The organism is Ruegeria sp. YTSA144 (assembly GCF_059610125.1).
The window spans coordinates 758,192-783,201 of sequence record NZ_JBXWNA010000001.1; the positions used below are offsets into that span (position 1 = coordinate 758,192).

General features: G+C 61.6%; 24 protein-coding genes. 1 reads left to right on the plus strand and 23 read right to left on the minus strand.

The annotated features are described in order from the left end of the window. Positions 1-3: 3 nt before the first annotated feature. The 17 genes from AC2FF8_RS03870 to AC2FF8_RS03950 all read right to left on the minus strand — a co-directional run bounded on the left by AC2FF8_RS03870 (position 4) and on the right by AC2FF8_RS03950 (position 17,383). Entirely contained in the window at positions 4-1,689 is a 1,686-nt protein-coding gene (locus AC2FF8_RS03870) for a chloride channel protein (RefSeq protein ID WP_496878960.1), read from the minus strand. 100 nt (positions 1,690-1,789) lie between these two features. Beyond that, positions 1,790-3,439, minus strand: coding sequence for a DNA repair protein RecN (recN, locus tag AC2FF8_RS03875; protein ID WP_496878961.1), 1,650 nt, complete (start codon positions 3,437-3,439; stop codon positions 1,790-1,792). A 36-nt stretch (positions 3,440-3,475) separates the two neighbouring features. Further along, positions 3,476-4,339: an outer membrane protein assembly factor BamD gene (locus tag AC2FF8_RS03880; protein WP_170343724.1), complete on the minus strand. Its 864-nt coding sequence runs from the start codon at positions 4,337-4,339 to the stop codon at positions 3,476-3,478. Positions 4,340-4,465: 126 nt separating this feature from the next. Further along, positions 4,466-5,386 (minus strand): UDP-3-O-acyl-N-acetylglucosamine deacetylase, encoded by a 921-nt coding sequence (lpxC, locus tag AC2FF8_RS03885; protein ID WP_170343723.1) that lies wholly within the window; start codon positions 5,384-5,386, stop codon positions 4,466-4,468. Between the two features lie 213 nt (positions 5,387-5,599). Then, a complete protein-coding gene (gene ftsZ / locus AC2FF8_RS03890) occupies positions 5,600-7,204 on the minus strand; it encodes a cell division protein FtsZ (RefSeq protein WP_496871836.1) in 1,605 nt (534 codons plus the stop codon). 348 nt (positions 7,205-7,552) lie between these two features. Beyond that, positions 7,553-7,972 (minus strand): hypothetical protein, encoded by a 420-nt coding sequence (locus AC2FF8_RS03895; RefSeq protein WP_496878962.1) that lies wholly within the window; start codon positions 7,970-7,972, stop codon positions 7,553-7,555. Next, complete coding sequence (gene ftsA, locus AC2FF8_RS03900; protein ID WP_170344711.1) at positions 7,959-9,293, minus strand: cell division protein FtsA; 1,335 nt, start codon at positions 9,291-9,293, stop codon at positions 7,959-7,961. Before ftsA ends, AC2FF8_RS03895 begins: the two co-directional genes overlap by 14 nt. A gap of 8 nt (positions 9,294-9,301) precedes the next feature. Next, the gene (locus AC2FF8_RS03905) at positions 9,302-10,309 is read right to left on the minus strand and encodes a cell division protein FtsQ/DivIB (protein ID WP_496878963.1); all 1,008 of its coding nucleotides are present in this window, start codon (positions 10,307-10,309) and stop codon (positions 9,302-9,304) included. Continuing rightward, on the minus strand, positions 10,297-11,220 hold the full coding sequence (locus AC2FF8_RS03910) for a D-alanine--D-alanine ligase (protein WP_170343719.1): 924 nt from the start codon (positions 11,218-11,220) through the stop codon (positions 10,297-10,299). Before AC2FF8_RS03910 ends, AC2FF8_RS03905 begins: the two co-directional genes overlap by 13 nt. Before the next feature lie 102 nt (positions 11,221-11,322). Beyond that, positions 11,323-12,249 carry a UDP-N-acetylmuramate dehydrogenase gene (murB, locus tag AC2FF8_RS03915; protein WP_496878964.1) on the minus strand — a complete coding sequence of 309 codons (927 nt, stop codon included), beginning with the start codon at positions 12,247-12,249 and terminating at the stop codon, positions 11,323-11,325. Further along, complete coding sequence (locus tag AC2FF8_RS03920) at positions 12,246-12,539, minus strand: hypothetical protein (RefSeq protein ID WP_496878965.1); 294 nt, start codon at positions 12,537-12,539, stop codon at positions 12,246-12,248. The genes murB and AC2FF8_RS03920 overlap by 4 nt, the downstream gene beginning before the upstream one ends. 24 nt (positions 12,540-12,563) lie before the next feature. After that, positions 12,564-12,830 (minus strand): DUF2484 family protein, encoded by a 267-nt coding sequence (locus tag AC2FF8_RS03925; RefSeq protein WP_170343716.1) that lies wholly within the window; start codon positions 12,828-12,830, stop codon positions 12,564-12,566. Beyond that, entirely contained in the window at positions 12,827-13,075 is a 249-nt protein-coding gene (locus tag AC2FF8_RS03930) for a DUF2484 family protein (RefSeq protein WP_170343715.1), read from the minus strand. The genes AC2FF8_RS03925 and AC2FF8_RS03930 overlap by 4 nt, the downstream gene beginning before the upstream one ends. A 76-nt stretch (positions 13,076-13,151) precedes the next feature. Continuing rightward, positions 13,152-14,561, minus strand: coding sequence for a UDP-N-acetylmuramate--L-alanine ligase (gene murC / locus AC2FF8_RS03935; protein WP_170343714.1), 1,410 nt, complete (start codon positions 14,559-14,561; stop codon positions 13,152-13,154). Next, the gene (locus tag AC2FF8_RS03940; RefSeq protein ID WP_496878966.1) at positions 14,558-15,655 is read right to left on the minus strand and encodes a UDP-N-acetylglucosamine--N-acetylmuramyl-(pentapeptide) pyrophosphoryl-undecaprenol N-acetylglucosamine transferase; all 1,098 of its coding nucleotides are present in this window, start codon (positions 15,653-15,655) and stop codon (positions 14,558-14,560) included. The genes murC and AC2FF8_RS03940 overlap by 4 nt, the downstream gene beginning before the upstream one ends. Further along, positions 15,655-16,818 carry a putative lipid II flippase FtsW gene (ftsW, locus tag AC2FF8_RS03945; RefSeq protein ID WP_170343712.1) on the minus strand — a complete coding sequence of 388 codons (1,164 nt, stop codon included), beginning with the start codon at positions 16,816-16,818 and terminating at the stop codon, positions 15,655-15,657. The genes AC2FF8_RS03940 and ftsW overlap by 1 nt, the downstream gene beginning before the upstream one ends. 229 nt (positions 16,819-17,047) lie before the next feature. Continuing rightward, the gene (locus tag AC2FF8_RS03950; RefSeq protein ID WP_170343711.1) at positions 17,048-17,383 is read right to left on the minus strand and encodes a cupin domain-containing protein; all 336 of its coding nucleotides are present in this window, start codon (positions 17,381-17,383) and stop codon (positions 17,048-17,050) included. A 191-nt stretch (positions 17,384-17,574) separates the two neighbouring features. Between AC2FF8_RS03950 and AC2FF8_RS03955 the strand changes: the two genes are divergently transcribed. Continuing rightward, a complete protein-coding gene (locus AC2FF8_RS03955; RefSeq protein WP_496878967.1) occupies positions 17,575-18,756 on the plus strand; it encodes a BaiN/RdsA family NAD(P)/FAD-dependent oxidoreductase in 1,182 nt (393 codons plus the stop codon). Here AC2FF8_RS03955 and AC2FF8_RS03960 read toward each other — a convergent pair. The 6 genes from AC2FF8_RS03960 to AC2FF8_RS03985 all read right to left on the minus strand — a co-directional run bounded on the left by AC2FF8_RS03960 (position 18,753) and on the right by AC2FF8_RS03985 (position 25,001). After that, positions 18,753-19,127, minus strand: a complete 375-nt coding sequence (locus AC2FF8_RS03960) for a glycine zipper family protein (RefSeq protein ID WP_245217959.1) — start codon at positions 19,125-19,127, stop codon at positions 18,753-18,755. The two genes, AC2FF8_RS03955 and AC2FF8_RS03960, sit on opposite strands and share 4 nt — an antisense overlap. Before the next feature lie 105 nt (positions 19,128-19,232). Further along, positions 19,233-20,633, minus strand: a complete 1,401-nt coding sequence (gene murD, locus AC2FF8_RS03965) for a UDP-N-acetylmuramoyl-L-alanine--D-glutamate ligase (protein ID WP_496878968.1) — start codon at positions 20,631-20,633, stop codon at positions 19,233-19,235. A 3-nt stretch (positions 20,634-20,636) separates the two neighbouring features. Further along, positions 20,637-20,906 (minus strand): hypothetical protein, encoded by a 270-nt coding sequence (locus tag AC2FF8_RS03970; RefSeq protein ID WP_257599086.1) that lies wholly within the window; start codon positions 20,904-20,906, stop codon positions 20,637-20,639. An 85-nt stretch (positions 20,907-20,991) separates the two neighbouring features. Next, positions 20,992-22,074 carry a phospho-N-acetylmuramoyl-pentapeptide-transferase gene (gene mraY / locus AC2FF8_RS03975; protein WP_152458667.1) on the minus strand — a complete coding sequence of 361 codons (1,083 nt, stop codon included), beginning with the start codon at positions 22,072-22,074 and terminating at the stop codon, positions 20,992-20,994. Positions 22,075-22,110: 36 nt separating this feature from the next. After that, the gene (locus tag AC2FF8_RS03980) at positions 22,111-23,505 is read right to left on the minus strand and encodes a UDP-N-acetylmuramoyl-tripeptide--D-alanyl-D-alanine ligase (RefSeq protein WP_496878969.1); all 1,395 of its coding nucleotides are present in this window, start codon (positions 23,503-23,505) and stop codon (positions 22,111-22,113) included. Then, positions 23,502-25,001 carry a UDP-N-acetylmuramoyl-L-alanyl-D-glutamate--2,6-diaminopimelate ligase gene (locus AC2FF8_RS03985; protein WP_496878970.1) on the minus strand — a complete coding sequence of 500 codons (1,500 nt, stop codon included), beginning with the start codon at positions 24,999-25,001 and terminating at the stop codon, positions 23,502-23,504. The genes AC2FF8_RS03980 and AC2FF8_RS03985 overlap by 4 nt, the downstream gene beginning before the upstream one ends. Between the last annotated feature and the right edge of the window lie 9 nt (positions 25,002-25,010).

A 25,010-nucleotide genomic window follows, 5' to 3' on the forward strand; every position in this document is an offset into this window, starting at 1 on the left:
AACTCAGGAATGCTCTTCGGCAGCCGTGGCCGCAAGCGCCCTGTTATACGCCTTGAGCGCATCGACGTGATAGAGCGCGCCAACCGGTGTTTCGGATCCGTCTTTTTCCAGAATGATAACCGGAATGCAGGGGATGTCGTCACGATCAAAGTAGGGCATGGCGGCTTCCAGCGTGGCGCTGGCCTGAATGCACAGGCCCTGGTCGATCAGCCCCTGTGCCTCTTCCTTCGTGATCGACCGCGGATCCCCAAGCGGGCGCATCACGGCCCCGGCGCGAAGCATTGCCAGCAGATACGCCTGCGGCCCCGCGGCCAGGTGGACATCGCGTCGTTCCAGCTGGGTCAGGAAGAACGACCTGTCCACCAGGCGCGAGGCCAGCGCAGTGGACATGGACACACTGACCATAACCGCAAGACCGATCTGCCAGTCGCCGGTCAGTTCAAAAACGATCAGAGTGGTCGAGATGGGCGCCCCAAGCACCGCCGCAGCCACGGCACCCATACCGGCAAAGGCATAAAGCGTGTGCGTGCCCGACACATCCGGCAGCAACCCGGTGGCGATAAGCCCGAAGGCCAGCCCGGTCAGCGCGCCGACCATCAGAGAAGGCGAGAAAACACCGCCACCCATGCGCCCGCCCATGGTAATCGCCACCGCAACCGTTTTGGTCACCGCAAACAGGATGGCCGTGCTCAGCACCAGATCACCGGTCAGGGCGCGAATTGTCGTCTCGTACCCCACGCCGATGATATGCGGAAACCAGATCGCCATCAGCCCCAGCATCGCCCCAGACACCGCAGGGCGCAGCCAGCCCGGAATTGACAGACGGTTCTGAATATGGCTGCCGATATCCTCGGCAAAGAAGATCGACCGCATCAGCAGCAACGCAACAAGTCCGCAGATCAGGCCCAGGATCAGGAAGGCCGGAAGTTCGACATAGAATTGCAGCGATCCCGGCGTCTCGAGCGTGAACTCGGTAACGTCGCCATATTCCAGCCGGTTGATCACCGTTCCCGCGACCGAGGCGATGACGATGGGTGCAAAGGCGTGAACGGCGAAGTGGCGCAGCACGACCTCGAGCGCGAACAATGCCCCGGCGATGGGGGCGTTGAAGCTGGCCGACACGGCCGCAGCGACGGCGCAGCCCAGCAGATCACGGCCCGTGATCCCATCCGCATGTATGCGGTTGCTGACCCATGTGGAGATGACCCCGGCCATATGCACCACCGGGCCTTCGCGCCCCGTTGACCCGCCCGAACTGAGCGTGATCAGCGAGGCGAAAAACGACGCGATGCCCGCCTTGACCTCGACCCGCCCGTCAGTGATGGCCGAACCTTCGATCACGTCGGCAACCGACCGGACGCGGCCGTCATTGGTAAACCGGTTCAGGATCACACCGACGATCAAACCGCCGATGATGGGAATGATCAGAACCATGAACCAAGGCAGTTTCTCGGCGTGGCTGTGCAGCAGCAGGATGTCATCGGTATCGTAAAGATAGGCCTGCAACGCACGGATGGCTTTGCGGAAGCCAAGCGCCATGAAACCCGCTGCGATCCCGATGGCCAGCGCGATGAACCAGAACTGGATCTGGCTTGGCCCCCGGCGCAGCATGACCCGCCACGCATCCTTGATCGCGGCCAGAGCCTGATTGAACTGGTTGCGCAGAACGGTGCGGGTCGATTGGGTCATTGGCCCTCGGGGATCATCACTTAACCCTTAGTAAGCCACGGAGCGTCCATATAAAAGTGAGATAGCGACAGTGTGAGCACCAATTCACGCCATCGCCCCATCAGGCCTGCAACAGAGCCCGGGCGGCGGCACGGGCTTCTTCGGTGATGGTATCGCCGGCCACCATGCGCGCGATCTCGTCCACCCGATCCGGTTCGGCCAGAGGAATGACGGTGGACAGGGTTTGCCCGTTGGTGACCTGTTTCTGCACCCGCCAGTGATGCGCCGCCCGCGCGGCGACTTGCGGAGAGTGTGTGACAACCAGAACCTGCCCGCCCTGCGCCAGCGACGCCAGCCTGCGCCCGACCGCATCAGCGGTTGCCCCACCGACACCGCGATCGATCTCGTCAAAGATCATCGTCCGGGCACCGTCGTCGCCAGACAGGCAGACCTTGAGGGCCAGCAGGAAGCGGCTGAGTTCACCCCCCGAGGCGATCTTGTTCAACGGCCCCGCCGGCGCACCGGGGTTGGTGGCCACGGTGAAAGCCACCGCGTCGGTGCCCTCGGGGCCGGGTTCAGCCGGGGTGATTTCGGTCTGAAACACAGCACGTTCCATCTTGAGCGGGGCCAGTTCCGCCATGACGGCCGCGTCAAGCCGCCCGGCGGCCGCCTTGCGCGCGGCGCTGAGGTCGGCGACGGCGGCGTCATAGGCCTGTTGCGCCGCTTCTACGGCTGCTCGTCTGTCTGCCAGGTCGGCATCTCCTGCCTCCAACCGGTTCAACCGGTCACGCAGAGTGTCGGCAAACGAACCCAGATCATCCGGGGCCACGTCATGTTTGCGGGCCTGCGCCCGGATGGCAAACAGGCGTTCCTCGGCCTGTTCCAATTCTGCCGGATTGAAGTCCAGCGCCTGAAGGCAGGCATTCACGCCATCCTGCGCCTCGCCCAATTCGATCATCGCGCGCCCGAGCGCTGCTATCGGTTCTTCCAACTGGCCGCCCGCATTGTCCGAGACGCCTTCCAGCCAGCGGATGGCGTCGGACATGGCCCCTTCCGCCCCGTCCCCGGACAACAGGGCAAAGGCTCGCGCAACATCGTCGCGAATCCGCTCGGCCCCTTGCATCATGCGGCGGCGGGCATCCAGTTCGGCATCCTCACCGGGTTGCGGGTCAAGCTGGTCAAGCTCGGCGACCGCGTGGCGCAGGAATTCTTCCTCGCTGCGGACGGCAGCCAGAGCGGCCTCGGTCTCGGCCAGCGCCTTGCGGGTACGGGACATCGCGGCCCAGGCGGTTCGCACGTTTGACAGCTGCTCCGAGACCTGTGCAAATTCGTCCAGCGTCGCCCGATGACCACGCGGGTTCAGCAAACCGCGGTCATCATGCTGTCCGTGCAGTTCTATCAGGGTCTCGGACAGCGCCCGCAGAACTTCGCCCGAGCACCGGCGATCATTGACCCAGGCGGTCTTGCGCCCCTCGGCCGTGTTGACGCGGCGCAGGATCAGTTCTTGCCCCCCCGGCAAACCGGCTTCGGCCAAAACCGCATGTGCGGGATGATCGGCAGAAAGCTCGAACTCGGCGACGACCTCACCCTGCGCGGCACCCTGCCGCACCAGTTCGGCCCGACCGCGCCAGCCAAGCACGAAACCCAGTGAGTCCAATAAAATCGATTTGCCCGCACCGGTTTCGCCGGTCAAGGCGTTCAAGCCCGGCTGAAAGCCCAGTTCCAGCCGGTCGATGATCAGCATATCGCGGATATCAAGGGCGCGCAGCATGAGGTCTTCAGCGTCCCGGACCCGAGGCCATCGCGATTACAACCATTCACCTTTGATGGTCTGACGATAAATCGTGCTGAGCCAGTTGTTACCGCGGCTCTTGAGATCAAGCCCGCGAGAGGTCAACAGTTTGTACGCATCGTCATACCATTCCGAGGACTGGTAGTTGTAACCAAGAATGGCACCTGCGGTCTGCGCCTCGTCCAGCAGGCCAAGAGACAGATAGGCCTCGACCAGACGATACAGTGCCTCGGCGGTGTGGGATGTGGTCTGAAAGTCTTCAACCACGACACGGAACCGGTTGATGGCTGCGATATAGTGATCCTGACGCAGGTAATAGCGCCCGATCTCCATTTCCTTGCCCGCCAGATGGTCGAAGGCCAGATCGAATTTCAGAACCGCCGATGTGGCGTATTCGCTGTCTGGATAGACCTCGATCACGGTCCGCAGGGATTGCAGCGCCTGGAAGGTCAGGCCCTGGTCGCGCCCGACTTCGTCAATCTGGTCGTAATAGCTGAGCGCCAGCAGATACTGCGCATAAGCCGCATCTTCATCCGTCGGATAGAAGTCGATATAACGCTGCGCCGCCGCACGGCTTTCTTCGTAATTCTGGTCCGAATGGAACGAAAACGCCTGCATGATCAGCGCACGCTTGGCCCAGTCGGAATACGGATACAGACGTTCGACTTCCGAGAAATACCACGCCGCGTCGTCCGAGCGATTCTGCGACAGTTCGTATTCACCACGGGTATATATCTGTTCCGGCGTAAACCCTTCCAGGTTCTGTTCACGGTCCGCGCCCTTGCGACCAAAAAGGCCGCCGGCGTTGCCGCATGCCGTCAAAACTGCTGCCAGAAGAATCGCACCCGCGAATCTGACTGCCGCTTTGCTGCCAACCATACCGCCCATCCTTGTCGTCTTGCTTAATGGGGTTTGCCCCGATTTGAGCCATGGTCTAGCACAGAAAATTCCGGTGCAAAACGCCTTATGCGACTTCTGGTGCAAATGTCGTCAGAGTTGATCTGATCAGGCCACTTCGGGGATTTCGTTGACGACAAGCCCCTGCCCCGGCAGGCGCGCGGCCTGTTCAGGCGTACACAGCACCGGACGCACGGCACCCGGCGTTTCGAACAGGTTGCGCAGCAATGTGTTGGTCAGCGAATGACCCGACTTGTTTCCGGTGAAGTGACCCAAGATCGGCCCACCAGCCAGATAGAGATCACCCAGGGCGTCCAGCATCTTGTGGCGCACCGCCTCATCGACCCGGCGGAAACCGCCCGGTGTCAGTACTTCGACGCCCTGAACGACCACGGCATTTTCAAGCGTGCCACCCAAAGCCAACCCGTTTCGGCGCATCGCCTCGACATCCGTGCGACGGCAGAACGTGCGACAATCGCTGAGTTCGCGCGCGAAGGAACCGTTGCGCATGTCCAGCGTCTTGCTCTGGCTGCCGATGGCACTGTCTTCGAAATCGATGTGGAAGTCGATGATCAGCCCGTCAGCAGGTGCTATGCTGGCGCTGGCCCCTTCACGGGATGCGGTGACGGTTTTCAGAACCTCATAGGCCAATACCGGGCTGGCCTGACGGCGCACGCCCCTGGCCATGATGCCACGCACGAAGTCAATCGAGGACCCGTCCATGATCGGAACTTCGGGACCGTCGATCTCGATGAGCGCGTTGTGCACGCCACACCCGGCAAGAGCAGCCATGATATGTTCGACGGTGGAAACCGAAACGCCGGCATCATTCACCAGTCGCGTACAAAGCGGGGTCCGTTCGACCACATGGTAGAGCGCCGGAATCATCGCATCGCCCAGTTGAATATCCGTCCGCTTGAACCAGATGCCGTGACCCGCTGCCGCCGGTTTCAGGACCATGGTCGCCGGCTTGCCGCTGTGCAGCCCGACGCCTGTAAACGTGACCGGAGATTTGAGCGTATGTTGCAAAATGGGCCTCGGTGAGTGGTGTCCAGCCTGCTTGGGCCGTGTTGGACACCCAGTTAAGGAAGCCCGCGTCAAGGCTCAACTCACTCTTTGCAACCGATTGAAACATGTATGTAACAGATCGGCAAAACCCTGCTTACATGCCTGCAAGATACTGTAAATAAACGATTAAGGGCCGCCAAATGGCAGCCCCTTGAGTGGATTTTGTTACCGCGATCAGTTGGCTTGACGGCGCAGGAAGGCCGGAATTTCGATACGGTCCTGATCCGGATCGGCCTCCTCCTGAATCGGCGCGGTCGCCTCGGACTGTCGCAAAACGGGCTGCTGCCGCGGCGGTTGGGCCGGTGTATCCGAGGCATGACCGGTCATCCGATCGATCAGACGATTGAAGCCAAAACGCGACCGCTCCTCGGGTTCCGGCTGCGAAACCGCTTCGGGTTGGCGGGGCGCTGCCGGACGCTGCTGCGCCGACGGAACCTTCTGCACAGCGGCCTGCAAACGCTGCAATGCTTCGGGCGACGGGGTGCCGGCGGCATGTCCGCGCGGCGCCACGAATGCCTCGGGCGCGGGTTCAACATGCTCGGGCTGCGGTTCGAACTCGGCCACACGCGGCTGATAAGCGGGTGGCGGCAAGCCGTCATCGTCACGCTCGTCGCGCGGCTGGAATTGCGGTTGCGCCGGCTCTTCAGCGGCTTCGAACAGCGAAGGTTCGCGGTTTTCTTCCGGTTGCGGGGCGGGCTCTGCTGCGTCGGCAGCTATCCGGGTTTCTTCCTGAATATGCTCTTCAGCCGAAACCGTGCGGGTCAGCGGTTCTGACATCGAACGGCGGGCCACCGGGACTTCGGTCGTTTTTTCGCTGGCGTCGATGCCAGTCGCGACAACCGACACGCGCATTCCGCCTTCCATGGCGGTATCCAGCGTCGAGCCGACGATGATATTGGCCTCGGGGTCCACTTCCTCGCGGATGCGGTTTGCGGCTTCGTCCAGTTCGAACAGGGTCAGGTCGTGCGACCCGGTGATGTTGATCAGCACGCCTTTGGCGCCCTTGAGGCTGATTTCGTCCAACAGCGGGTTTGCAATGGCCTTTTCCGCCGCCTGGATGGCGCGGTCTTCACCTGTTGCCTCGCCGGTACCCATCATCGCCTTGCCCATCTCGTCCATCACGGCACGAACGTCGGCAAAGTCGAGGTTGATCAGGCCGGGGCGCACCATCAGGTCGGTCACGCCTTTGACGCCCTGATACAGAACGTCGTCAGCCATCGAGAACGCCTCGGTAAAGGTGGTCTTTTCATTGGCCAGACGGAACAGGTTCTGGTTCGGGATGATGATCAGCGTGTCGACAACCTGCTGCAATGCCTCAACGCCGTCTTCGGCCTGACGCATCCGCTTGGCGCCTTCGAACTGGAAGGGCTTGGTGACGACACCGACGGTCAGAACACCCAGTTCGCGGGCGGCCTGCGCGATGATCGGAGCAGCGCCCGTTCCGGTACCGCCGCCCATACCGGCGGTGATGAAGCACATATGCGCGCCGGCAAGGTGGTCCACGATCTGTTCGATGCTTTCCTCGGCGGCGGCCGCGCCGACGGTCGGGCGGGCCCCTGCCCCCAAACCTTCGGTGACCTTCACGCCCAGTTGCACCCGCGCCGAAGACTGGCTTTGTTGCAGTGCCTGCGCGTCGGTGTTGGCGACCACGAAATCAACGCCGTCCAACTGTTTTTCAATCATGTTGTTGACGGCGTTCCCGCCTGCACCGCCAACGCCAAATACTGTAATCCGAGGCTTCAGTTCGTCGTGCCCGGGCATCGAAAGATTCAATGTCATGCTCTGTCCGCCTGTATTTATGTCCCGCCAAAGCGGTGTTTTTCTTACCTATCCTTGGTCGATTCTAGCGGCCTGATGCCAAAAGGTCACGTCAAAAATCGCGTTTTCCCACAAAATATGGAGGAAATAAGGCAGAAACCGGCGGCATTTCGCAGGTCATGCCAGATATAGCGGAAACAACGGCGACCATCACTAGACAACCGGCATGAACGCGAGGACACATTCGTTCATCGCGCTCTGATCAACTGTCATCTACACTGCGGAAAACTGCTCAGGTCCTGCCGCGAGGCCTCTTTCGGGCCTTGTGGATATCTTGAGGGATAAATCGACACGCTGCAACCGGTTTCTTTAGCTGAGCGGAGCACCTGGGCAGTTCAGGCCGCTGTCCGTCATGGAGCGCACTTCCTGGATTTCCCCATCGACGAAAGAGGCAAGCCGCACCATCAGGCGGCCTTCGTGCAAAAACGGCCACCAGCAGACCGGAATGCCGTCCGGATCATTGTCGTACAGAAAACACAACTGACCGTTAGGCGTCGTGATCTGCCCGTAGACACAGCCCTGCCCCTCTTCGCGCCAAACCGAGACACTTCGGTTCAGGAACTGTTCCGTTCCGACCAGACCGCCGCTGCGAATTTCATAGAACGTGAGGGTTTTGCCGACAGCCGCATCCAGAAACGCCTCGGGCGTGATCATGGTCTGGGCCGATGCCCAGCACGGCAACAGGGCCGCGCCCAGCGCAACCCCGCGCAGGTGCCTACCAATTGTCACGGAACCACCGCACGGCGCGCTTGAACGGGCGCGCGGCGTAGGTGTCGACCGGGATTTCAAAATCCCACCATTCGTCCTGTGGATGGGCCGCAAACAGACTGAGGCCGACAGCGGATGAGAACCCGGGCCCGGTGGCTGACTGTGGCAGCCCATGCACGCGCAAGGGGCGGCCAAGGCGCACGCGCTGGCCGAGGATGCGGGTGGCGAGCCCGTCCAGCCCCATGATCTGGCTGCCGCCGCCGGTCAGTACGATCTGCTGGCTTGGCATATGTTCAAACCCGGCGGCGTCAAGCCGGACGCGGACCTCTTCAAGAATTTCCTCGACACGCGGGCGCATGATGCCGATCAGCTCGGCGCGGCTGACGGTGCGGCGGTCGTGTTCCCAGTCGCCGGTGTCACCACCGATATCAATCATATCCCTGTCGTCGGCCCCGGTGGCATGAACGCCACCATTGAATGTCTTGATCCGTTCCGCCACGGCGGCAGGCACACCCAGACCCATCGAGATATCGGCGGTCACGTGATCGCCGCCCATGCGCACGCAATCGGCATAGATCATGTGCTTCTTCATGAAGATCGAAACGCTTGTGGTGCCGCCGCCCATGTCGATACAGGCCGCGCCCAGTTCCTGCTCGTCTTCGACCAGAGCCGAGATGCCCGAGACATAGGCCGAGTTGGCAATACCTGCGAGTTCAAGATCGCAGCGCTTGATACAGCGCACGATGTTCTGGATCGCTGACGAATCCACGGTCAGCATATGCATGTCGACCGCAAGGCTCTGACCCATCTGCCCGCGCGGGTCGATCAGGCCCGAACGGTTGTCGAGCGCGAAATTCACCGGTTGAGCATGCAGCACTTCGCGCCCGTCGCCATAATCCGGCACGTCGCAGGCGTTCAGAACGCGGCCCACTTCGGCCTCGGTCACGATCTGACCGTCCAGATCGACTTGTGCATCCAACCCGTAAGAGCGCGGGTTCGCGCCCGAGAAACAGGCGATCACATGGTCGACGCGGATATCGGCCATCTTTTGTGCGGCCTGAAGCGCGGTGCGGATGGCACGCTCGGTTTCCTGCATGGCGGTGACTTCGCCGAACTGGACCCCCCGCGACCGGGTGGTCGCGGCGCCGATGACGCGAAAGCCCGTCTGCCCCGCCATGGACCCGATGGTGTTGTCCTCGCTCAGCCGACCTGTTCCGTCAAAGCGCAGCACAAGACAGGCGATTTTCGAACTGCCCACATCCAGAATCGCAATCACACCGCGTTGCAAAGCCTGCCGCCGCATCTGACGCATGGCGCGTTGGGACTGATAAAGATCGGTCATCATGGTCGTTACTGCCCGTTACTCACTGTCACTTTTGTGTTCCACCAGTCTTCGCTGGCGGCTTTGGTCATTCGGATGGTCGGACGCTGCCCGAGGCGCATGTCGACCGCGGCCACGTCACGTTCCAGAAGGTCCTGCACCTCGTTCACGGCAAGCACGCGTTCCAGCGCCCGTACCGGCCGTTCGGTCGGCAGCATGATGCGCTGACCACGGTCCAGCACCAGATCCCAGCGTCGCTCTCCCACGCGCACCAAGCCGCGCACGCGATTGCCCAGGCTGCGCGAGGTCTGAAGAAGTTCCAGCGCTTCACCCACGTGATCGTTGGCGCCCGCCCCCGCGATCAGCGGCAGATCGGCGTGGTCCTTGCGAGAGGTGGCTTCCTTGACATGCGCGCCTGTCTTATCGAGCAGTTCGAGCCCGTCATGCGTTCGCCAGACAATTACTGGCTGACGCTCGACGACATCGACTTGCAGGATGCCTCCGGGGCGGATTCTGACGGTTGCGGATTTTACCGGGTCCAGCCCGGTTATCGTGTCGCGGATCTGTTCAACATCCAGATCCCAGGAACTGATCGGGAAATCCAGTGGCACAATTTCGCGGATATCCTCGGACAGGCCGGTTCCCGCCCCATCGATGGCCATCAGGTTGACCATGAACTCGGGGCGCTCCTGAATCGAAGTGCGCACATCGGCGATGTAAGCGGCCAGTGCGTCGCGACGGTCCTGCGAGGCAAAGAAGATGCCAACTGCGGCAGCGATGGCGCAGATCGGCAGGCCGACCTTGACACCGAGGCGAATGCCAGGTGTCAGCATCCAGCGCTGGAGCCGGTAGCTGAGGCGCGACGGCGCCGGGTCGCTGCGACGGGCCGTGCGGGAAAACACCCGCGCGCCACGCAGGCGCAGAAGCGGTTCGGCCTCGTGCGAGTCCGTGTCGGCCGAAGCGAAATCCGCATCCGGCCCTGCAACAGGTTTGGTTCGATGGATTTCCAACGCGCGGCTGGCGGTCAGCGGTCGCATGAGGCGTCCTCCACCATCCAGGCGCAAAGCTGGCCGAATGTCATGTCCAGATGGGCGGCCTGCTCCGGGGCCAGAGATGTGGGCGTCATGCCGGGCTGGGTGTTCGTCTCAAGCAGGAACAGCCCATCGGCACCCAAGCGGTCATCCCAGCGGAAATCGGTGCGGCTGACGCCTCTGCACCCCAAGGCAACATGCGCGCGCACGGCATAATCCATGCAGCGATCAAAGATGTCCGGTGGCACATCGGCAGGCAGAACGTGCCATGACCCGCCGGGTTTGTATTTGGCATCGTAGTCATACCAACCGCCATCGGTCATGATCTCGGTCACGGTCAGGGCGCGGTCGCCCATCACCGTTACGGTCAGTTCGCGCCCCGCGACATATTTCTCGACCATGATCTGATCAGGCATGTCTTCGGACAGCTGCGGCGGGCCATTGGCATTTTCGTGGACGATGTAAATCCCGACGCTGGAGCCTTCGTTGTTTGGCTTGGCCACATAGGGCGGCTCCATCACGTGGGCTTCGATCACCTCAAGCCTGGGAACGATCACGCTTGGAACGACAGGCAGACCTTCGGCCTGATAGACGTCCTTGCTGCGTTGTTTGTCCATTGCCAGCGCCGAGGCCAACACGCCGGAATGCGTGTAGGGAATGCGCATCCATTCCAGCAGGCCCTGCACACAGCCATCTTCGCCCCAGCGGCCATGCAGGGCGTTGAAAACCACATCCGGCTTGATGTCCGCAAGGCGCGCGCAGAGGTCGGGACCTGCGTCCAGTTCGACCACTTCAAAGCCTTCTCCCACAAGGGCGGCTGCGCATTCGCGCCCAGAGCTGAGAGACACCTCGCGTTCCGCCGAGGGGCCACCCATCAATACCGCCACTTTGGGGTTTGTCCTGCTCGACATACCCAACGTGCGCCTCAATGTCCCCGGACCTTATATGGTGGTCCGTACTGCGTTTATGCCTTTGATCCGTCGCCTGATTTTGCCTGTTTTGGTCTGACGGTCCGGGCTTTATTCTTTCACCGGATCTCCGACCCGCATGATTTCCCACTCTAGCGTGATGCCGCTTGTTTCGTAAACCTTTTTTCGCACCTCTTCGCCAAGGCCTTCGAGGTCGGCAGCGGTGGCTGAACCGGTATTGATCAGGAAATTCGAGTGTTTCGGGCTCATCTGCGCGCCGCCAAGCGTCGCACCGCGCATCCCCGCATCGTCGATCACCTTCCACGCCTTGAGATCATGCACGTCATCCGCCTGTCCGGTCGAGGAAAACCCGGCTGGATTGCGGAAGGTCGACCCCGCGCTGCGGTCCTTGGTGGGCTGGGTTTCGTCGCGTTTTTTCAACTGTGCCGCCATCCGGGCATGGAGGTCTTGGGGATTGCCCGAAGGGCCCTCGAACACAGCCGAAATCAGCACCGCGCCTTCCGGCAGGTCCGTCTGGCGATAGCGAAAGTTCAAGTCTTCGGGCGTCAGGTCCACGATATCCCCTTGCCGGGTGACAATGGTGGCCTTGCGCAACACGTCCGCCGTGTAACTGCCATAACAGCCCGCATTCATGCGCACCGCACCGCCGATCGAGCCGGGAATGGTACGCAGAAAGGTCAGGTCTACGCCCGCGTCCGCCGCCTTGCGCGCCACATGCGCATCCAGCGCCGCAGCCCCTGCCGTAACCGTATTGCCGTCAACCGAGATCGTGTTGAACCCGCGCCCCAACCGGATCACAACGGCCCGCAGACCCCCATCCCGAACAATCAGGTTCGAACCGACACCGATCGGAAAGATCGGGGTTTGTGCGGGCAGTTCCCGCAGGAACGCTTGCAGGTCTTCGATATCGGCAGGCTGGAACAGGTAATCGGCCGGGCCGCCGACGCGAAGCCAAGTGAGGTCAGAGAGAGGCCGCGCGCGCGACAGGCGGCCTTTCGGAACGGGAAACGTTGTCATGCGTCAGCACGCACCGCCAGGCTGCGTCCGCCCACACCGCCCATGATCGCGGCGAACAGAAAGGGAAGAACGCCGGCGGTCAGCCAGACCAGCGGGCCGAACGCCTGTTCTTCTTCGCCGGTTCCGATACCGGCCAGCACCACGATCAACGCCAAGCCGACGGCCGAGGCCAGACCGATCAGCCATAACAGGCCGCGCAGGCCCAACCAGCGGCCCGCCGTGAAACCGGCACTGGCCCCGAGAAGGAAGGAAAGAAGTGGCAGATAGGCAAATGTAGCGACCGACGCCATGGCGGATCTCCTGAAACTGGCCGGTTATTTGTCAGCCGCCTTCATGCCCTGCATTTTCGTCTTTGTCCAACGGGTCAGATAAATGACGGGCCAGCGCAGCACGGACATCCCCATGGCCAGCACCAGCAAGCCGATCCACGGGCCGTTCTGATAGGTGACATACCCCAGAATCGGAATGCCCACGGCGATCAGGATATAGGCGCGCGTCCAATGGTTGTCTTTGCTCGGGATCATTGCCAGCAGATTCGCGGAAACGCCCCACAGACCGGCAAGGGCGATGGACCAGTTCATTCCATGACCTCCCCTCGCACCCATTTCCGCCAATAGAACCGGATCGGGTTGCGGAACATCGAAACGAAACCGCCAAAGGCAAAAACGGACCAGAACCAACCGTGGTCATATCCCAGCCAGACGATCAGAACCGGAGCGCAGATCAGCAGGGTCACGCCCGGCGGAAACTGCATTCGCATCGGCAAGAACGCCACGATCGTGGCGCAGATCACCCAAAGGGCGGCAAGGATCATCGAATAGTCCACTTGTCCCCTCCGAGGGTATGCGACGGTTGCGGGCAGGTTACCACACTTTCAGGTTGTGCGCCAAACAGAAGGGGCGTCAAACAGCTTGTTTTCGTTGCAGTCTCTCGGGCAGGCCGTTGGCCCAGGCGCTGATCGTGCCAGCCCCGAGACAGACAACCATATCGCCCGGGCGGGCCTGTTCCAGCACGAGCCGTTCCAGATCGGCCTCGTCCAGCAGCGCGCGGGCGTGGCGGTGGCCGTGACGGATCAGGCCCTGCACCAGATCATCCCGCGATGCGCCTTCGATCGGGTCTTCGCCGGCGGCAAAAATGTCGGCAATGGCCACGACATCGGCGTCGTTGAAACAGGTGCAGAAATCGTCGAACAGGTTGGACAGGCGCGAATAGCGGTGCGGTTGGTGCACCGCGATCACGCGGCCTTCGGTCGCCTGGCGCGCGGCTTTCAGAACAGCGGCAATCTCGACCGGGTGGTGGCCGTAATCGTCGATGATGGTGACGCCGTCGACTTCTCCGACCTTGGTGAAGCGGCGATTGACGCCACCGAAATTGGCCAGCGCGTCGCGGATTTCCGAGGCTTTCATGCCCAGATGGCGGGCAACGGCCACGGCGGACAGCGCGTTCGAGACATTATGGTCTCCGGGCATCGGCAGGGTGCAGCCTTCGATCACCTTGTCTTCGTATTGCAGGTGGATATCAAAATGCGCGACGCCGCCTTTGTAGGTCAGGTTCTCGGCCCGCACATCGGCCTGCGCGTTGAAGCCATAGGTGCGCACGCGGCGGTCGGTGATGCGGCCCACCAGAGCCTGCACCTCGGCATGGTCGGTGCAGCACACGGCCAGCCCGTAGAAGGGGATGTTCGAGACGAATTCATGGAAACCCGCGCGCAGCTTGTCGAAATCGCCCCAATGCTCCATATGCTCGGGGTCGATATTGGTGACGATGGCGATGGTCGCGGGCAGGCGGTTGAACGAGCCGTCGGATTCGTCGGCCTCGACCACCATCCATTCGCCCTGTCCCATACGGGCATTCGAGCCATAGGCATGGATGATGCCGCCATTGATCACGGTCGGGTCAAAATCCCCTGCCACCATCAGTTCGGCCATCATGGTGGTCGTGGTGGTCTTGCCGTGGGTCCCGGCAATGGCGATGTTGGATTTCAGCCGCATCAGTTCGGCCAGCATGTCAGCCCGGCGGACAACAGGCAGGCCCTGTGCCCGCGCTTCGTCCAGTTCCGGATTGCCCGGTTTGATCGCGGTCGAAACAACCACAACGGCCGCGTTTTCAAGGTTTTCGGCGCGTTGACCGACAAAGATCTCGGCCCCCAGACTTGCCAGCCGGTCGGTGATCTTCGATGCCTTGAGGTCCGAACCCTGCACCCGGTACCCCAGATTGAGCAGCACCTCGGCGATACCTGACATCCCGATCCCGCCGATCCCCACAAAGTGAATCGGCCCTACGTCCTGCGGCAGTTTGGTTGCTGGGTTCATGTGGTCTCCTTCTGCGCCAATTGCTCGACGAGGGCCGACAGACGCTCGGTGGCGTCAGGTGCCCCGACGGACAAGGCGGCATGGGCCATTTTCTGTGCGGCTTCGGGGTTCGTGAGAACCGTGGTGATTTGCTGTGTCAGCGCAGGAACGTCAAGTGCCTTTTCCGGGATCATGATGGCCCCGCCCGCCTGTACCAACCCACGTGCGTTCGCCGTCTGATGATCTCCGGCGGCGGCGGCAAAGGGGATCAGGATCGACGGGCGCCCGATGACCGAGATATCGGCAACGCTGGACGCGCCAGACCGTGAGATCACCAGCTGGGCATCCGACATGCGACGGGGGACATCATCGAAGAAGGGCTGCACATCGGCGCGGATGCCGTGTTCGTTGTAGAAGGCTGTGACGCGCTCGCCGTCCTCGTCCCGCGCCTGATGCGAGACGCGGATGTGATTGCGGATGTCTTCGGGCAGTGCGGCGATGGCTCCGGGCACAACATCGCTGAGGATGCGGGCGCCTTGCGACCCGCCCATGACAAGGACCGACATCGGGTAATCACCGGGCGGAATGTAACCGGCTGCGGCGCGGTCCAGAACGGCGGACCGGACCGGGTTGCCAGTGTGGATGCCATGTGCGCCTTCGGGCAGGTCCGTGGGCCAGACACCGCAGGCCACCTGCGCGACGCGGGTGGCGAACACCTGGTTCACACGTCCCAACACTCCGTTCTGTTCGTGGATCATGCGCGGGACTTTGAGCATGGTCGCCGCGCTCAGCGCCGGGATCGAAGGATACCCGCCGAAGCCCACAACAACATCGGGCTTGTCCCGCATCATCTGGAATACCATGCCAGCCACGCCGCCGGCGATCTTGGGGCCGGCCATGGCCTTGGCCGCCAGACCGCCACGCGCGAAAGTGGCCGAGGACGCCTCGACAATTTCGGTCGAATGCGGGAAACCACCGGTATAGCGGGCGCCGCGCGGATCGGTAGACAGCCGCACACGCCAGCCCTTGTTCAGCATCGCCTCGGCCAGCGCCTGAGCAGGGAACATGTGCCCCCCGGTCCCACCAGCCGCAATCAACAGGTATGGAGTCCCCATTATCCTCGTCCGCGCAGAATATCGCCAAGTTCGCCCTGTGGGCGGTTTCGGGTGAAGGCCAACAGCATTCCGACCGCAATACCGCCTGCAATCAGGGATGAGCCGCCATAGCTGACAAAAGGCAACGTCATCCCCTTCGCGGGCAGCAGACGTACCGCAACACCCATGTTGATCATCGCCTGCACGCCGAACATGCACGCCAGACCGGTGCCCGCCAGACGGATGAACATGTCGCGTTCCCGCATCAGGCGCAGCAGCGAGCGTACCACGATCAACGAATAAAGCGCGATGATGATGAGCACCAGAATCAGGCCGTATTCCTCGGCCGCGACGGCAATGATGAAATCGGTATGCGCATCCGGCAGAGACCATTTCACCTGCCCCTCACCCACACCGACACCGAACAAACCACCTTCACGAATGGCGTTGGTGGCATAGCCCAGCTGCGTGGTCGGATCGACCTCTTGATTCAGAAAGCCATCGATACGGCGGGCAAAGTGTTCAGAATTGGAATAGGCGAACATACCGCCCAGAACAACAAACCCGGCCATTCCGACCAGCAGCAGCATCGGCGCCCCGGCGACAAAATACATCACCCCCCAGCCGAACAGGATCAGGCAGGCCTGGCCGAAATCAGGCTGCATCACCAGCATGCCGACTATCGCCATGCACAGGGCAAACGACCAGATCCGCCCCGGCGGGCCGTTTATCTCTTGTGAGGCAGCCAGCAGCCATGCAGCGACGACGACGAAGCCGGGTTTCAGAAACTCGGACGGCTGAAGCGAGGCAAAGCCCAGCGAGTACCAGCGCACCGCGCCCTTGCCAAAATCAGTTCCGAACACGGGCAGGAAAACCAGCGCCACGAATGCCCCCAGAAAGCCCAGCACCGCCAGCCGCCGCACCAGCGTCGGCGACATCATCGAGGTCAGCAGCATCGCAATCAGCGCCAATCCGCCGAAGATGGCCTGACGTTCGACATAATGGAACGGATCGAACCCGTTTCGCCCGGCCAGCGGAGGCGAAGACGCCAGCCCCAGCAACAGACCGATGGCAAACAGGATCAGAACGCAGGACATCGTCCAGCGATCGATTGTACGCCACCATTTCGGTAGAATCGGTTCGCCGCGCTGGTCCTGGACCGCGCCATACACCATCTCAGTCATGAGATACCGCCACTCTCTGCCTCGTCAACGCCCCGTTTTCGGGGTCTGTTTGAGACTTTACAGGGATTTTTGTTTTTGGGCTAGCAGAATGAAGCAATAAGGCAGAAATCAACCTGCCATGCCCAAGGTGTCCCCCTTCTGCATCTGGCTGACCTTTGATATCGCAATGTCAGCCGCGCCACTTGGTCGAGCGGCGTGTGATGAAACCTACTAGGTGTTGCTCATTGCGCTAACCTTTGATCGGATATCGGTCGGGCTCTTCAAAAACATCGATGACACGAGACCCCGCCTTGATGGTCCCTCCGTGCTCCACTCCGCTTGGGATCGAGTAGCTGTCGCCGGGGCGGTAGATGCGTGTCTGGCCACCGATCGTGAGTTCAATTTCCCCCTCGACCACTGTCCCCCATTGGGCACCATGCGAATGCAGGGGAAGCTCCATGTCCTTGAGGAAAGTGAAGAAAGCGACCAGCCCTGCATCTGATCGAATGACGGCCGTCTGCACCACGTCTTCAGGAAAAGGCACATCCAGTTTTGGAAATGACGAAATAAATTCGGGAAACTGCATTGGAAATTCCTTTTGTCAGCTTGTTTTGTCAAAGCCTCTTTGCGTTAAAGCCGCAGCATGACAGCGCGCTGAACATCTGGCAATCGGCATGTCGGTTGACCTCAAATCCGGGAATGCGCGGGCAGTGCGTCTCATGCACTACTTCGGCATGAGGCCTTGCCATCCCGATTAATCCACGCCATCCCCCGCCCATGACCTACGACACGATCATCCTTGGGGCCGGGGCTGCCGGCATGATGTGTGCGGCCCATTGCGGCGGGCGCGTGCTGGTGATTGATCACGCCAAGGCACCCGGCGAGAAAATCCGCATCTCGGGTGGCGGGCGCTGCAATTTCACCAACATGCATGCCGCGCCGGGCAATTTCCTGTCGCAGAACCCGCATTTCTGCAAATCCGCCCTTGCACGGTACACGCAATGGGATTTCGTCGATCTGGTCGGACGTCACAACATCGCCTGGCATGAAAAAACCCTGGGCCAGCTGTTCTGCGATGGCTCTTCGAAACAGATCATCCGGATGTTGCTGGATGAAATGAGCGGTGCAGGAGCAGAGCTGTGGGTTCAAACCTCGCTGCGTGATCTGCGCAAGACCGAAAGCGGCTTTGCACTGGAGGTGGAGCGTGACGGGCAAAGGCAGCATCTGACCTGCACCAATATGGTGCTGGCAACGGGCGGGAAATCGATTCCCAAGATGGGCGCTACCGGGCTGGCCTATGACATCGCGCGCCAGTTCGGGTTGCGGATGACCGAGACGCGGGCGGCGCTGGTGCCGTTCACCTTCTCGGACGGGCGGTTCAAGGACCTGTCCGGTGTTTCACTGCCCGTGCGACTGTCGAATGATCGCGCCAGCTTCGACGAGGCGCTGCTGTTCACCCATCGCGGCCTCAGCGGACCGTCAGTGTTGCAATTGTCGTCTTACTGGCGCGAAGGTGAGCCGATCCGGGTGAACCTGATCCCCGATCTGCCTCTGCTTGATCTGTTGCGCACACAGCGGCAAAGCGCAGGGCGCAAGGCGCTGACCACTGAACTGGCGCGGCATCTGCCGGCCCGGCTGGTCGATCACCTGTGCCGGATCATTCCGATGTCCGGGAAGCTGGCGGATCAGTCGGACGCGAAACTGGCCGAGCTGACCGCGGCCTTGTCCGCGTGGCAACTGGCGCCGTCGGGAACCGAAGGGTATCGCACCGCCGAAGTCACCTTGGGCGGGATCGACACGGACGACTTGTCCTCGAAAACGATGGAGGCCAAGGATGTCCCCGGCCTCTATGCGATTGGTGAAGCGGTGGATGTCACCGGCTGGTTGGGCGGCTACAACTTCCAGTGGGCATGGTCGTCAGGCCATGCCGCAGGTGTTGCAATTGCCGCAGGGCGTTAGCCTACGACGTTGTACCCGCGCCCACGCATGCAGTTGCGCACGATCACTTCCTTGTTCTGGTTTTTGTTGATGACGTCTGCGCCAGCACCTACCAGGGCACCTGCCACAGCCGCGCGACCAAGATTGTCGCTGCTGTCCTGAACGATCCCGGTAACGGCCGCGGCACCCGCTGCGCCAATTGCCGCGTTCCCTGCGGTAGAGCCATCAACGCTGCTCTGCGATGCCGCCAGTTGTTGGCATTGTTGCAGGTCCACGTTGTAGTTCGGACCGACCGGGCCGTCGACAATGGGCTGATAGTTGGCACCCGTATTGGTACAGGCCCCCGCAACAAGAATGGCAGGCAGGATCAGAGAAAGTCTACGAAATGGCATAGTCATAACCTCGTGTTGAATCTGGAGGCAGGCAAAACCAATAGTGATGCCGCGTCAAGCTGATAGCATCCAAGCTTGGCCCAGCCGGCGATCTATTGCAAATGGCTATTCCGTCAGCCTGAGCCTGACTTGCGTTGCAAAGTCATCGCCGCGCTGTTCGAAATTGTCATATTGGTCGAAACTGGCGGCGGCCGGTGCCAACAGCACCGTGTCACCGGCCTCGGCATCCTCCATGGCTTGTGCCACGGCGGCCTCCATCGTGGTGCAGACCTGCGCGTCTGCTTCAAGCTGCATCGCAAAACCGGCCGCTTCGCGTCCGATCACATACGCCTTGATGACCTCGCCCGTCGCCGTGTTCAGGGCTGATATGCCGCCCTCTTTCTCAAGACCGCCGCAAATCCATCGGATCTTTTTGAACGCGGTCAATGCCTTCAGGGCGCTGTCGACATTGGTCGCCTTGGAGTCGTTGACGTAGGTAACCCCATCGGCCTCGGCGATGATCTGGCTGCGATGCGGCAGACCCGGATAGGAATGCAGCGCATCCTCGATCACGCGCGGGGCAAGGCCCAGCGACCGGCAGGCGGCGTAGGCCGCGCAGGCATTCTGGTGATTATGCGCACCGGGCAGGCCCTTGATGGCGCGCAGGTCGATAGACCCCGCCTGCCGCCCCTTGCGGTATTCCGACAGGAACCCTTTGCGCGCAAAGACCTGCCAGCCCGGCCCGGTCAGCTTCCGCGCCACCGAGACACGGATCACCCGGTCATCCGATGGCCCTTCGGCCAGTTGCCCGGCCAAAAACGCACCTTCGGTTTCGTCGACGCCAATGATCGCGCGGTCGGGGCCGCCTTCGGAAAAGAGGCGCCGTTTGGCCGCGAAATATCCACCCATGCCGCCGTGGCGGTCCAGATGATCGGGCGACAGGTTGGTGAACACCGCCACATCGGGGGTCAGAGCGCGGGCCAGTTCCGTCTGATAGCTGGAAAGCTCCAGCACCACGACCGAACCATCTCCGCCCGGATCGATATCCAGAACACCGCGCCCGATATTGCCCGCCAACTGCGCCTCGCGCCCGGCCTCGGTCAGAATGTGGTGGATCAACGCCGCCGTGGTCGATTTCCCGTTCGATCCCGTCACCGCAATCACGCGCGGCGGCGTGTCGTAACCGTTCCATTCCGCCCCCGCGAACGAGCGGAAGAACAGGCCGATGTCATTGTCCACAGGCACGCCTGCATCCAGGGCTGCGGCCACCACGGGGTTCGGTTCAGGATAGAGATGCGGAATGCCCGGTGAAACGATCAGCGACGCGATGTCGTCAAACGCCCCGTGCTTGCGCAGGTCGGCGCAAAAGAAGCCCTCGCCTTCGGCGGTTTCACGGGCGGCCGGGTTGTCGTCCCAGCACACTGGCTCGGCCCCGCCCGCACTCAGGGCGCGCGCAGTGGCCAAGCCGGATCGGCCCAGCCCCAGAACAGCTACTCTCTGTCCTGTAAAGCCTTTGACCGGGATCATTTGTTAGTCACCGAAGTACCTGACGAGTACGATTGCTATGGAAATAATAGTAAACACTACTACCGCGAGCGACCTCCACCCCATGTAGTTCACGAATTGCAGCTCTAAGCTCTTGCCTTTGCTCAAAACTTTCAGACCGGAATCATAAGTATAGGCAAGGCTCAAAAGAAACCCGGAAAAACAAATAAAAGCGCCAAACGCACAAGCCGCACCATACAAAGAAAAGGCAAATTTTTCAGCAAACCAAAGCGTTGCTATGCCGAACCCCAGCATTCCCCCAAATCCTCGAGCGAAATTTGCAACTCGGCCTGAGTTTGTGCTCGAGTCTGTGAAGTCAAAATGCATCGTTTGTATTCCTTTATCTTACCTTCAGCGTCGCCAGACCGATCATCGCCAGGATCAGCGAGATGATCCAGAAGCGGATCACGATGGTCGGCTCGGCCCAGCCTTTTTTCTCATAGTGGTGATGGATCGGGGCCATCAGGAAGACCCTCTTGCCCGTGCGTTTGAAATAGAGGACCTGAATGATCACGCTCAGCGCCTCGACCACGAACAGGCCGCCGACCACGGCCAGAACCAGCTCGTGCTTGGTGGCTACGGCGATGGCACCCAATGCGCCGCCCAGGGCCAGCGATCCGGTGTCACCCATGAACACCGCCGCCGGGGGGGCGTTGTACCAGAGAAACCCGAGGCCGGCTCCGAACAGCGCGGAGGTGAAGATGAAGATCTCACCGGTACCGGGGACGTAATGCACATCGAGATATTCGGTGAAGTCGACCCGACCCACCGCATAGGCAATCACGCCCAGGGTCGAGGCCGCGATCATCGCCGGCATGATGGCCAGCCCGTCCAGACCATCGGTCAGGTTCACCGCATTGGCGGCCCCCACGATCACGACAATCGCAAAGGGGATATAGAAGATGCCCAGATTGACCAGCGTGTCCTTGAAGACGGGTACGGCCAGTTGGTTCTGCAAGGCTTCGGGATGGTGCAACGTCGCCCAAAGCGAGGCCAGCACGGCGATGATTACGCCCAAAGCCAGACGCATCCGGCCCGAAACCCCTTGCGTGTTCTGTTTTGAAACCTTGGCATAGTCGTCCGCAAACCCGATGGCCGCATATGACAAGGTCACAAAAAGAACCATCCAGACATACGGGTTGTCCAACCGCGCCCAGACAAGGGTTGACGTGACCAGAGCGCCGACAATCAGCAACCCGCCCATTGTCGGTGTGCCTGCCTTGGAAAAATGCCCTTCGGGGCCGTCGTCACGGATTGGCTGGCCCTTGCCCTGTTTCTTGCGCAGCACGTTGATCAGGGGTTTTCCGAAGATGAACCCAAAGATCAGCGCGGTCATGAAGGCACCGCCTGCACGGAAGGTGATATACCGGAAGAGGTTCCAGAAATCCCCTCCGTCCGACAGAGCGGTCAACCAGTACAGCATGACAATACCTTTCTCACACGAGGCGCGCGGGCATGTTCACCCATCAAGCGCGCCCCCTTGCCCCATTTTGCGCAGACCGTCAACAATCGCGGCCAACGCCATGCTGAGTGAGCCCTTGGCGAGCACCGTGTCGCCATCCCGGATCAACGCAGGCAGATGTTCGGCCATTTCGGCGCTGGTTGCGAACCAGAGTCCACGTTTCTTTTCTGGCAGCGCGTGGTGCATCGCCTGCATCAACGGCCCGATGCAATGAACCTGATCCACATGCGCCATCGCCTTGATATCTGCCATGGCGGCATGCATGGCCTCTTCCTGGGCGCCCAGTTCCTTCATGTCACCCAGAAACGCTATGCGGCGGGTGCCTTTGGAGGCGGCCAAGACATCCAGCGCAGCCTCCATCGAGGTCGGGTTGGCGTTGTAGCTGTCATCCAAAAGCTCGATCTGCCCACCCCCTGACAATGGCAAGCTTTCACGTACCCCGCGCCCCTTGACGGGTGACCACGCATTCAGGCCCGCGATGGCCTGTTCCAGATCGACCCCCAATTCGACGCAGGCCGCCAAAGCGCCAAGCGCGTTCATCGCGAAATGCGTACCGGCAGAGTTCACCTCGAATTGGATCACGTGATCACCAACCTTGGCTTCGGCTTTCACTGCATCGGCTACTGCCCGAGCATCGGTCAGCCGGTAATCCGCTGCGTTCCGGCCAAAATCGACAATCCCTGCCCCCTGCTCCAGCGCTGTTTGGCGCAGGATGTCCGCGTGGTCGATATCTGCGTTGACGATCGCGGCCCCGCCGGGTTCGAGCCCTTCGAAGATCGCCGCTTTTTCATGGGCAATGCCGGCCACCGATTCGAAGGCTTCCAGATGCACCGCCGCCACGGTCGTCACCAGCGCCACATGCGGGCGGGCCTGTTTGGCCAGCGGGGAAATTTCACCGGGGTGATTCATGCCGATCTCGATCACCGCAAATTCGGTGTCGCGGGGCATCCGCGCAAGGGTCAGGGGCACGCCCCAATGGTTGTTGTAACTGGCGACGCTGGCGTGGGTTTTCCCTTGCGTTTCCAGGATTGTCGCCAGCATCTCCTTGGTCGATGTTTTACCCACACTGCCCGTCACGCCGACCACGCGCGCATCCGTTCGGGCCCGTGCCGCCTGCCCCAACGCTTCAAGACCTGCCTGCACGTCCTGGACGATCAGCAGAGGAGCCCCGTCTGGTACATCGTCCGGAACACGGGAAACCAGCGCGGCACCAGCCCCTTTTTCCAACGCCTGAGCTACGAAATCATGCCCGTCCCGCGCCGCTTTCAGCGCCACGAACAGATCGCCGGGCTGAAGGGTGCGGGTGTCGATGGAGACACCATTTGCCGCCCAGTCGGTCGTCGCCTGACCGCCCGTCGCCTCAACCGCATCGGATGCTGTCCAGAGCGTCATGCGACCCTCCCGTCCAGTGCTGCCACGGAAATGCTGGCCTGTTCCACATCGTCGAAGGGCAGAACCTGATCCCCCACGATCTGTCCGGATTCATGGCCCTTTCCGGCAATCAGCAGAGCGTCGCCCGGTTGCAGCGCATCGATGCCGCGCAGGATGGCCTCGGCGCGGTCGCCGACTTCGGTCACGCTGGCGTCGCCGGCGGCCTCCGAAGCGCCCGCCATCACGGCCGCACGGATGACAGCAGGATCTTCGCTGCGCGGGTTGTCGTCAGTGACAAAGACCACATCTGCATGGTTGGCTGCCGCCTTGCCCATCAACGGGCGCTTGGTGGCGTCGCGATCCCCGCCCGCGCCAACAATGGCAATCAGACGGCCCATCACATGCGGGCGCAGCGCCTTGAGTGCTGTGGCGACAGCGTCAGGCGTGTGGGCATAATCCACGAACACCGTCGCGCCATTGTCACGCGTGGCGGCCAGTTGCATCCGCCCGCGAACCGTCGTCAGGTGGGGCAGAGTTTCAAAAACGCGTTCGGGGCCGTCCCCGGCTGCGATCACCAGCCCACAGGCCAGCAGGATGTTTTCGGCCTGAAACCCGCCGATCAGGTTCAGGCGGGTCTGGAACGTTCGGCCCTGCCACGCAAAGCGCAGGTCTTGCCCCGTGGCGTCGAACCGTTGGTTGATCAGGCACAGGTCAGCATCGCCCAGCCCGACCGTCAGCACCGACTGACCACGTGCCTCGGCAATCCGCCTGATCTGAGCCCCTTTAGGGTCGCTCAGGTTGACGACAGCTGTTCCGTCCTGCGGCAAAACCCGGTCGAACAGACCAGCCTTTGCGTTGAAATAAGCCTCGAAGGTTTCGTGGTAATCCAGATGATCCTGCGTGAAGTTCGAGAAACCGGCGGCGGTCAGGTGAACGCCATCAAGACGGCGCTGTTCAAGGCCGTGGGACGACGCCTCCATTGCGGCATGGGTCACGCCGTTCTCGGCCGCCTCGGCCAGACAGCGGTGCAAGGTGATCGGCTCGGGCGTGGTATGGGCCAGCGGCGCTGTCCAGGCACCCTCGACCCCGGTAGTGCCGAGGTTGATGGCGGCATGGCCAAGCTCGGTCCAGATCTGCCGGACAAAGGTGGAAACAGACGTTTTGCCATTCGTTCCCGTGACGGCCACGATGGTTTGCGGCTGCGCCCCGAACCACAGCGCCGCGGCACCGGCCAGCGCCTGACGCGGGTCTTCCACCACGACCAGCGCTGCGTCCGAGGCTGCCAGTTCGGCCTCGGCGATCTCTGCCCCTTTGGCATCGGTCAGGATCGCAGCGGCCCCCATGCGCAGGGCAAACTGGATGAACTCTCCGCCATGAACGCGGGAACCGGGCAGCGCGGCAAACAGAAAGCCTTCTTTCACCTCGCGGCTGTCAACGGCCAGACCAGTGATATCCGGGTTTGCGCCCTCTCTTGCGGTCAGGGCCAGCTGGCTGAGTTTCTTCGTCCTTGTGCCCATGACCCACCT

Bases quoted from the DNA above. Each gene is read 5' to 3' on its own strand.
- AC2FF8_RS03870 (WP_496878960.1), bottom strand. From the start codon at position 1,689: ATGACCCAATCGACCCGCACCGTTCTGCGCAACCAGTTCAATCAGGCT.
- recN (WP_496878961.1), bottom strand. From the start codon at position 3,439: ATGCTGCGCGCCCTTGATATCCGCGATATGCTGATCATCGACCGGCTG.
- AC2FF8_RS03880 (WP_170343724.1), bottom strand. From the start codon at position 4,339: ATGGTTGGCAGCAAAGCGGCAGTCAGATTCGCGGGTGCGATTCTTCTG.
- ftsZ (WP_496871836.1), bottom strand. From the start codon at position 7,204: ATGACATTGAATCTTTCGATGCCCGGGCACGACGAACTGAAGCCTCGG.
- ftsA (WP_170344711.1), bottom strand. From the start codon at position 9,293: ATGACCGATCTTTATCAGTCCCAACGCGCCATGCGTCAGATGCGGCGG.
- AC2FF8_RS03905 (WP_496878963.1), bottom strand. From the start codon at position 10,309: ATGCGACCGCTGACCGCCAGCCGCGCGTTGGAAATCCATCGAACCAAA.
- murB (WP_496878964.1), bottom strand. From the start codon at position 12,249: ATGACAACGTTTCCCGTTCCGAAAGGCCGCCTGTCGCGCGCGCGGCCT.
- AC2FF8_RS03920 (WP_496878965.1), bottom strand. From the start codon at position 12,539: ATGGCGTCGGTCGCTACATTTGCCTATCTGCCACTTCTTTCCTTCCTT.
- AC2FF8_RS03925 (WP_170343716.1), bottom strand. From the start codon at position 12,830: ATGAACTGGTCCATCGCCCTTGCCGGTCTGTGGGGCGTTTCCGCGAAT.
- murC (WP_170343714.1), bottom strand. From the start codon at position 14,561: ATGAACCCAGCAACCAAACTGCCGCAGGACGTAGGGCCGATTCACTTT.
- AC2FF8_RS03940 (WP_496878966.1), bottom strand. From the start codon at position 15,655: ATGGGGACTCCATACCTGTTGATTGCGGCTGGTGGGACCGGGGGGCAC.
- ftsW (WP_170343712.1), bottom strand. From the start codon at position 16,818: ATGACTGAGATGGTGTATGGCGCGGTCCAGGACCAGCGCGGCGAACCG.
- AC2FF8_RS03950 (WP_170343711.1), bottom strand. From the start codon at position 17,383: ATGCAGTTTCCCGAATTTATTTCGTCATTTCCAAAACTGGATGTGCCT.
- AC2FF8_RS03955 (WP_496878967.1), top strand. From the start codon at position 17,575: ATGACCTACGACACGATCATCCTTGGGGCCGGGGCTGCCGGCATGATG.
- AC2FF8_RS03960 (WP_245217959.1), bottom strand. From the start codon at position 19,127: ATGCCATTTCGTAGACTTTCTCTGATCCTGCCTGCCATTCTTGTTGCG.
- murD (WP_496878968.1), bottom strand. From the start codon at position 20,633: ATGATCCCGGTCAAAGGCTTTACAGGACAGAGAGTAGCTGTTCTGGGG.
- AC2FF8_RS03970 (WP_257599086.1), bottom strand. From the start codon at position 20,906: ATGCTGGGGTTCGGCATAGCAACGCTTTGGTTTGCTGAAAAATTTGCC.
- mraY (WP_152458667.1), bottom strand. From the start codon at position 22,074: ATGCTGTACTGGTTGACCGCTCTGTCGGACGGAGGGGATTTCTGGAAC.
- AC2FF8_RS03980 (WP_496878969.1), bottom strand. From the start codon at position 23,505: ATGACGCTCTGGACAGCATCCGATGCGGTTGAGGCGACGGGCGGTCAG.
- AC2FF8_RS03985 (WP_496878970.1), bottom strand. From the start codon at position 25,001: ATGGGCACAAGGACGAAGAAACTCAGCCAGCTGGCCCTGACCGCAAGA.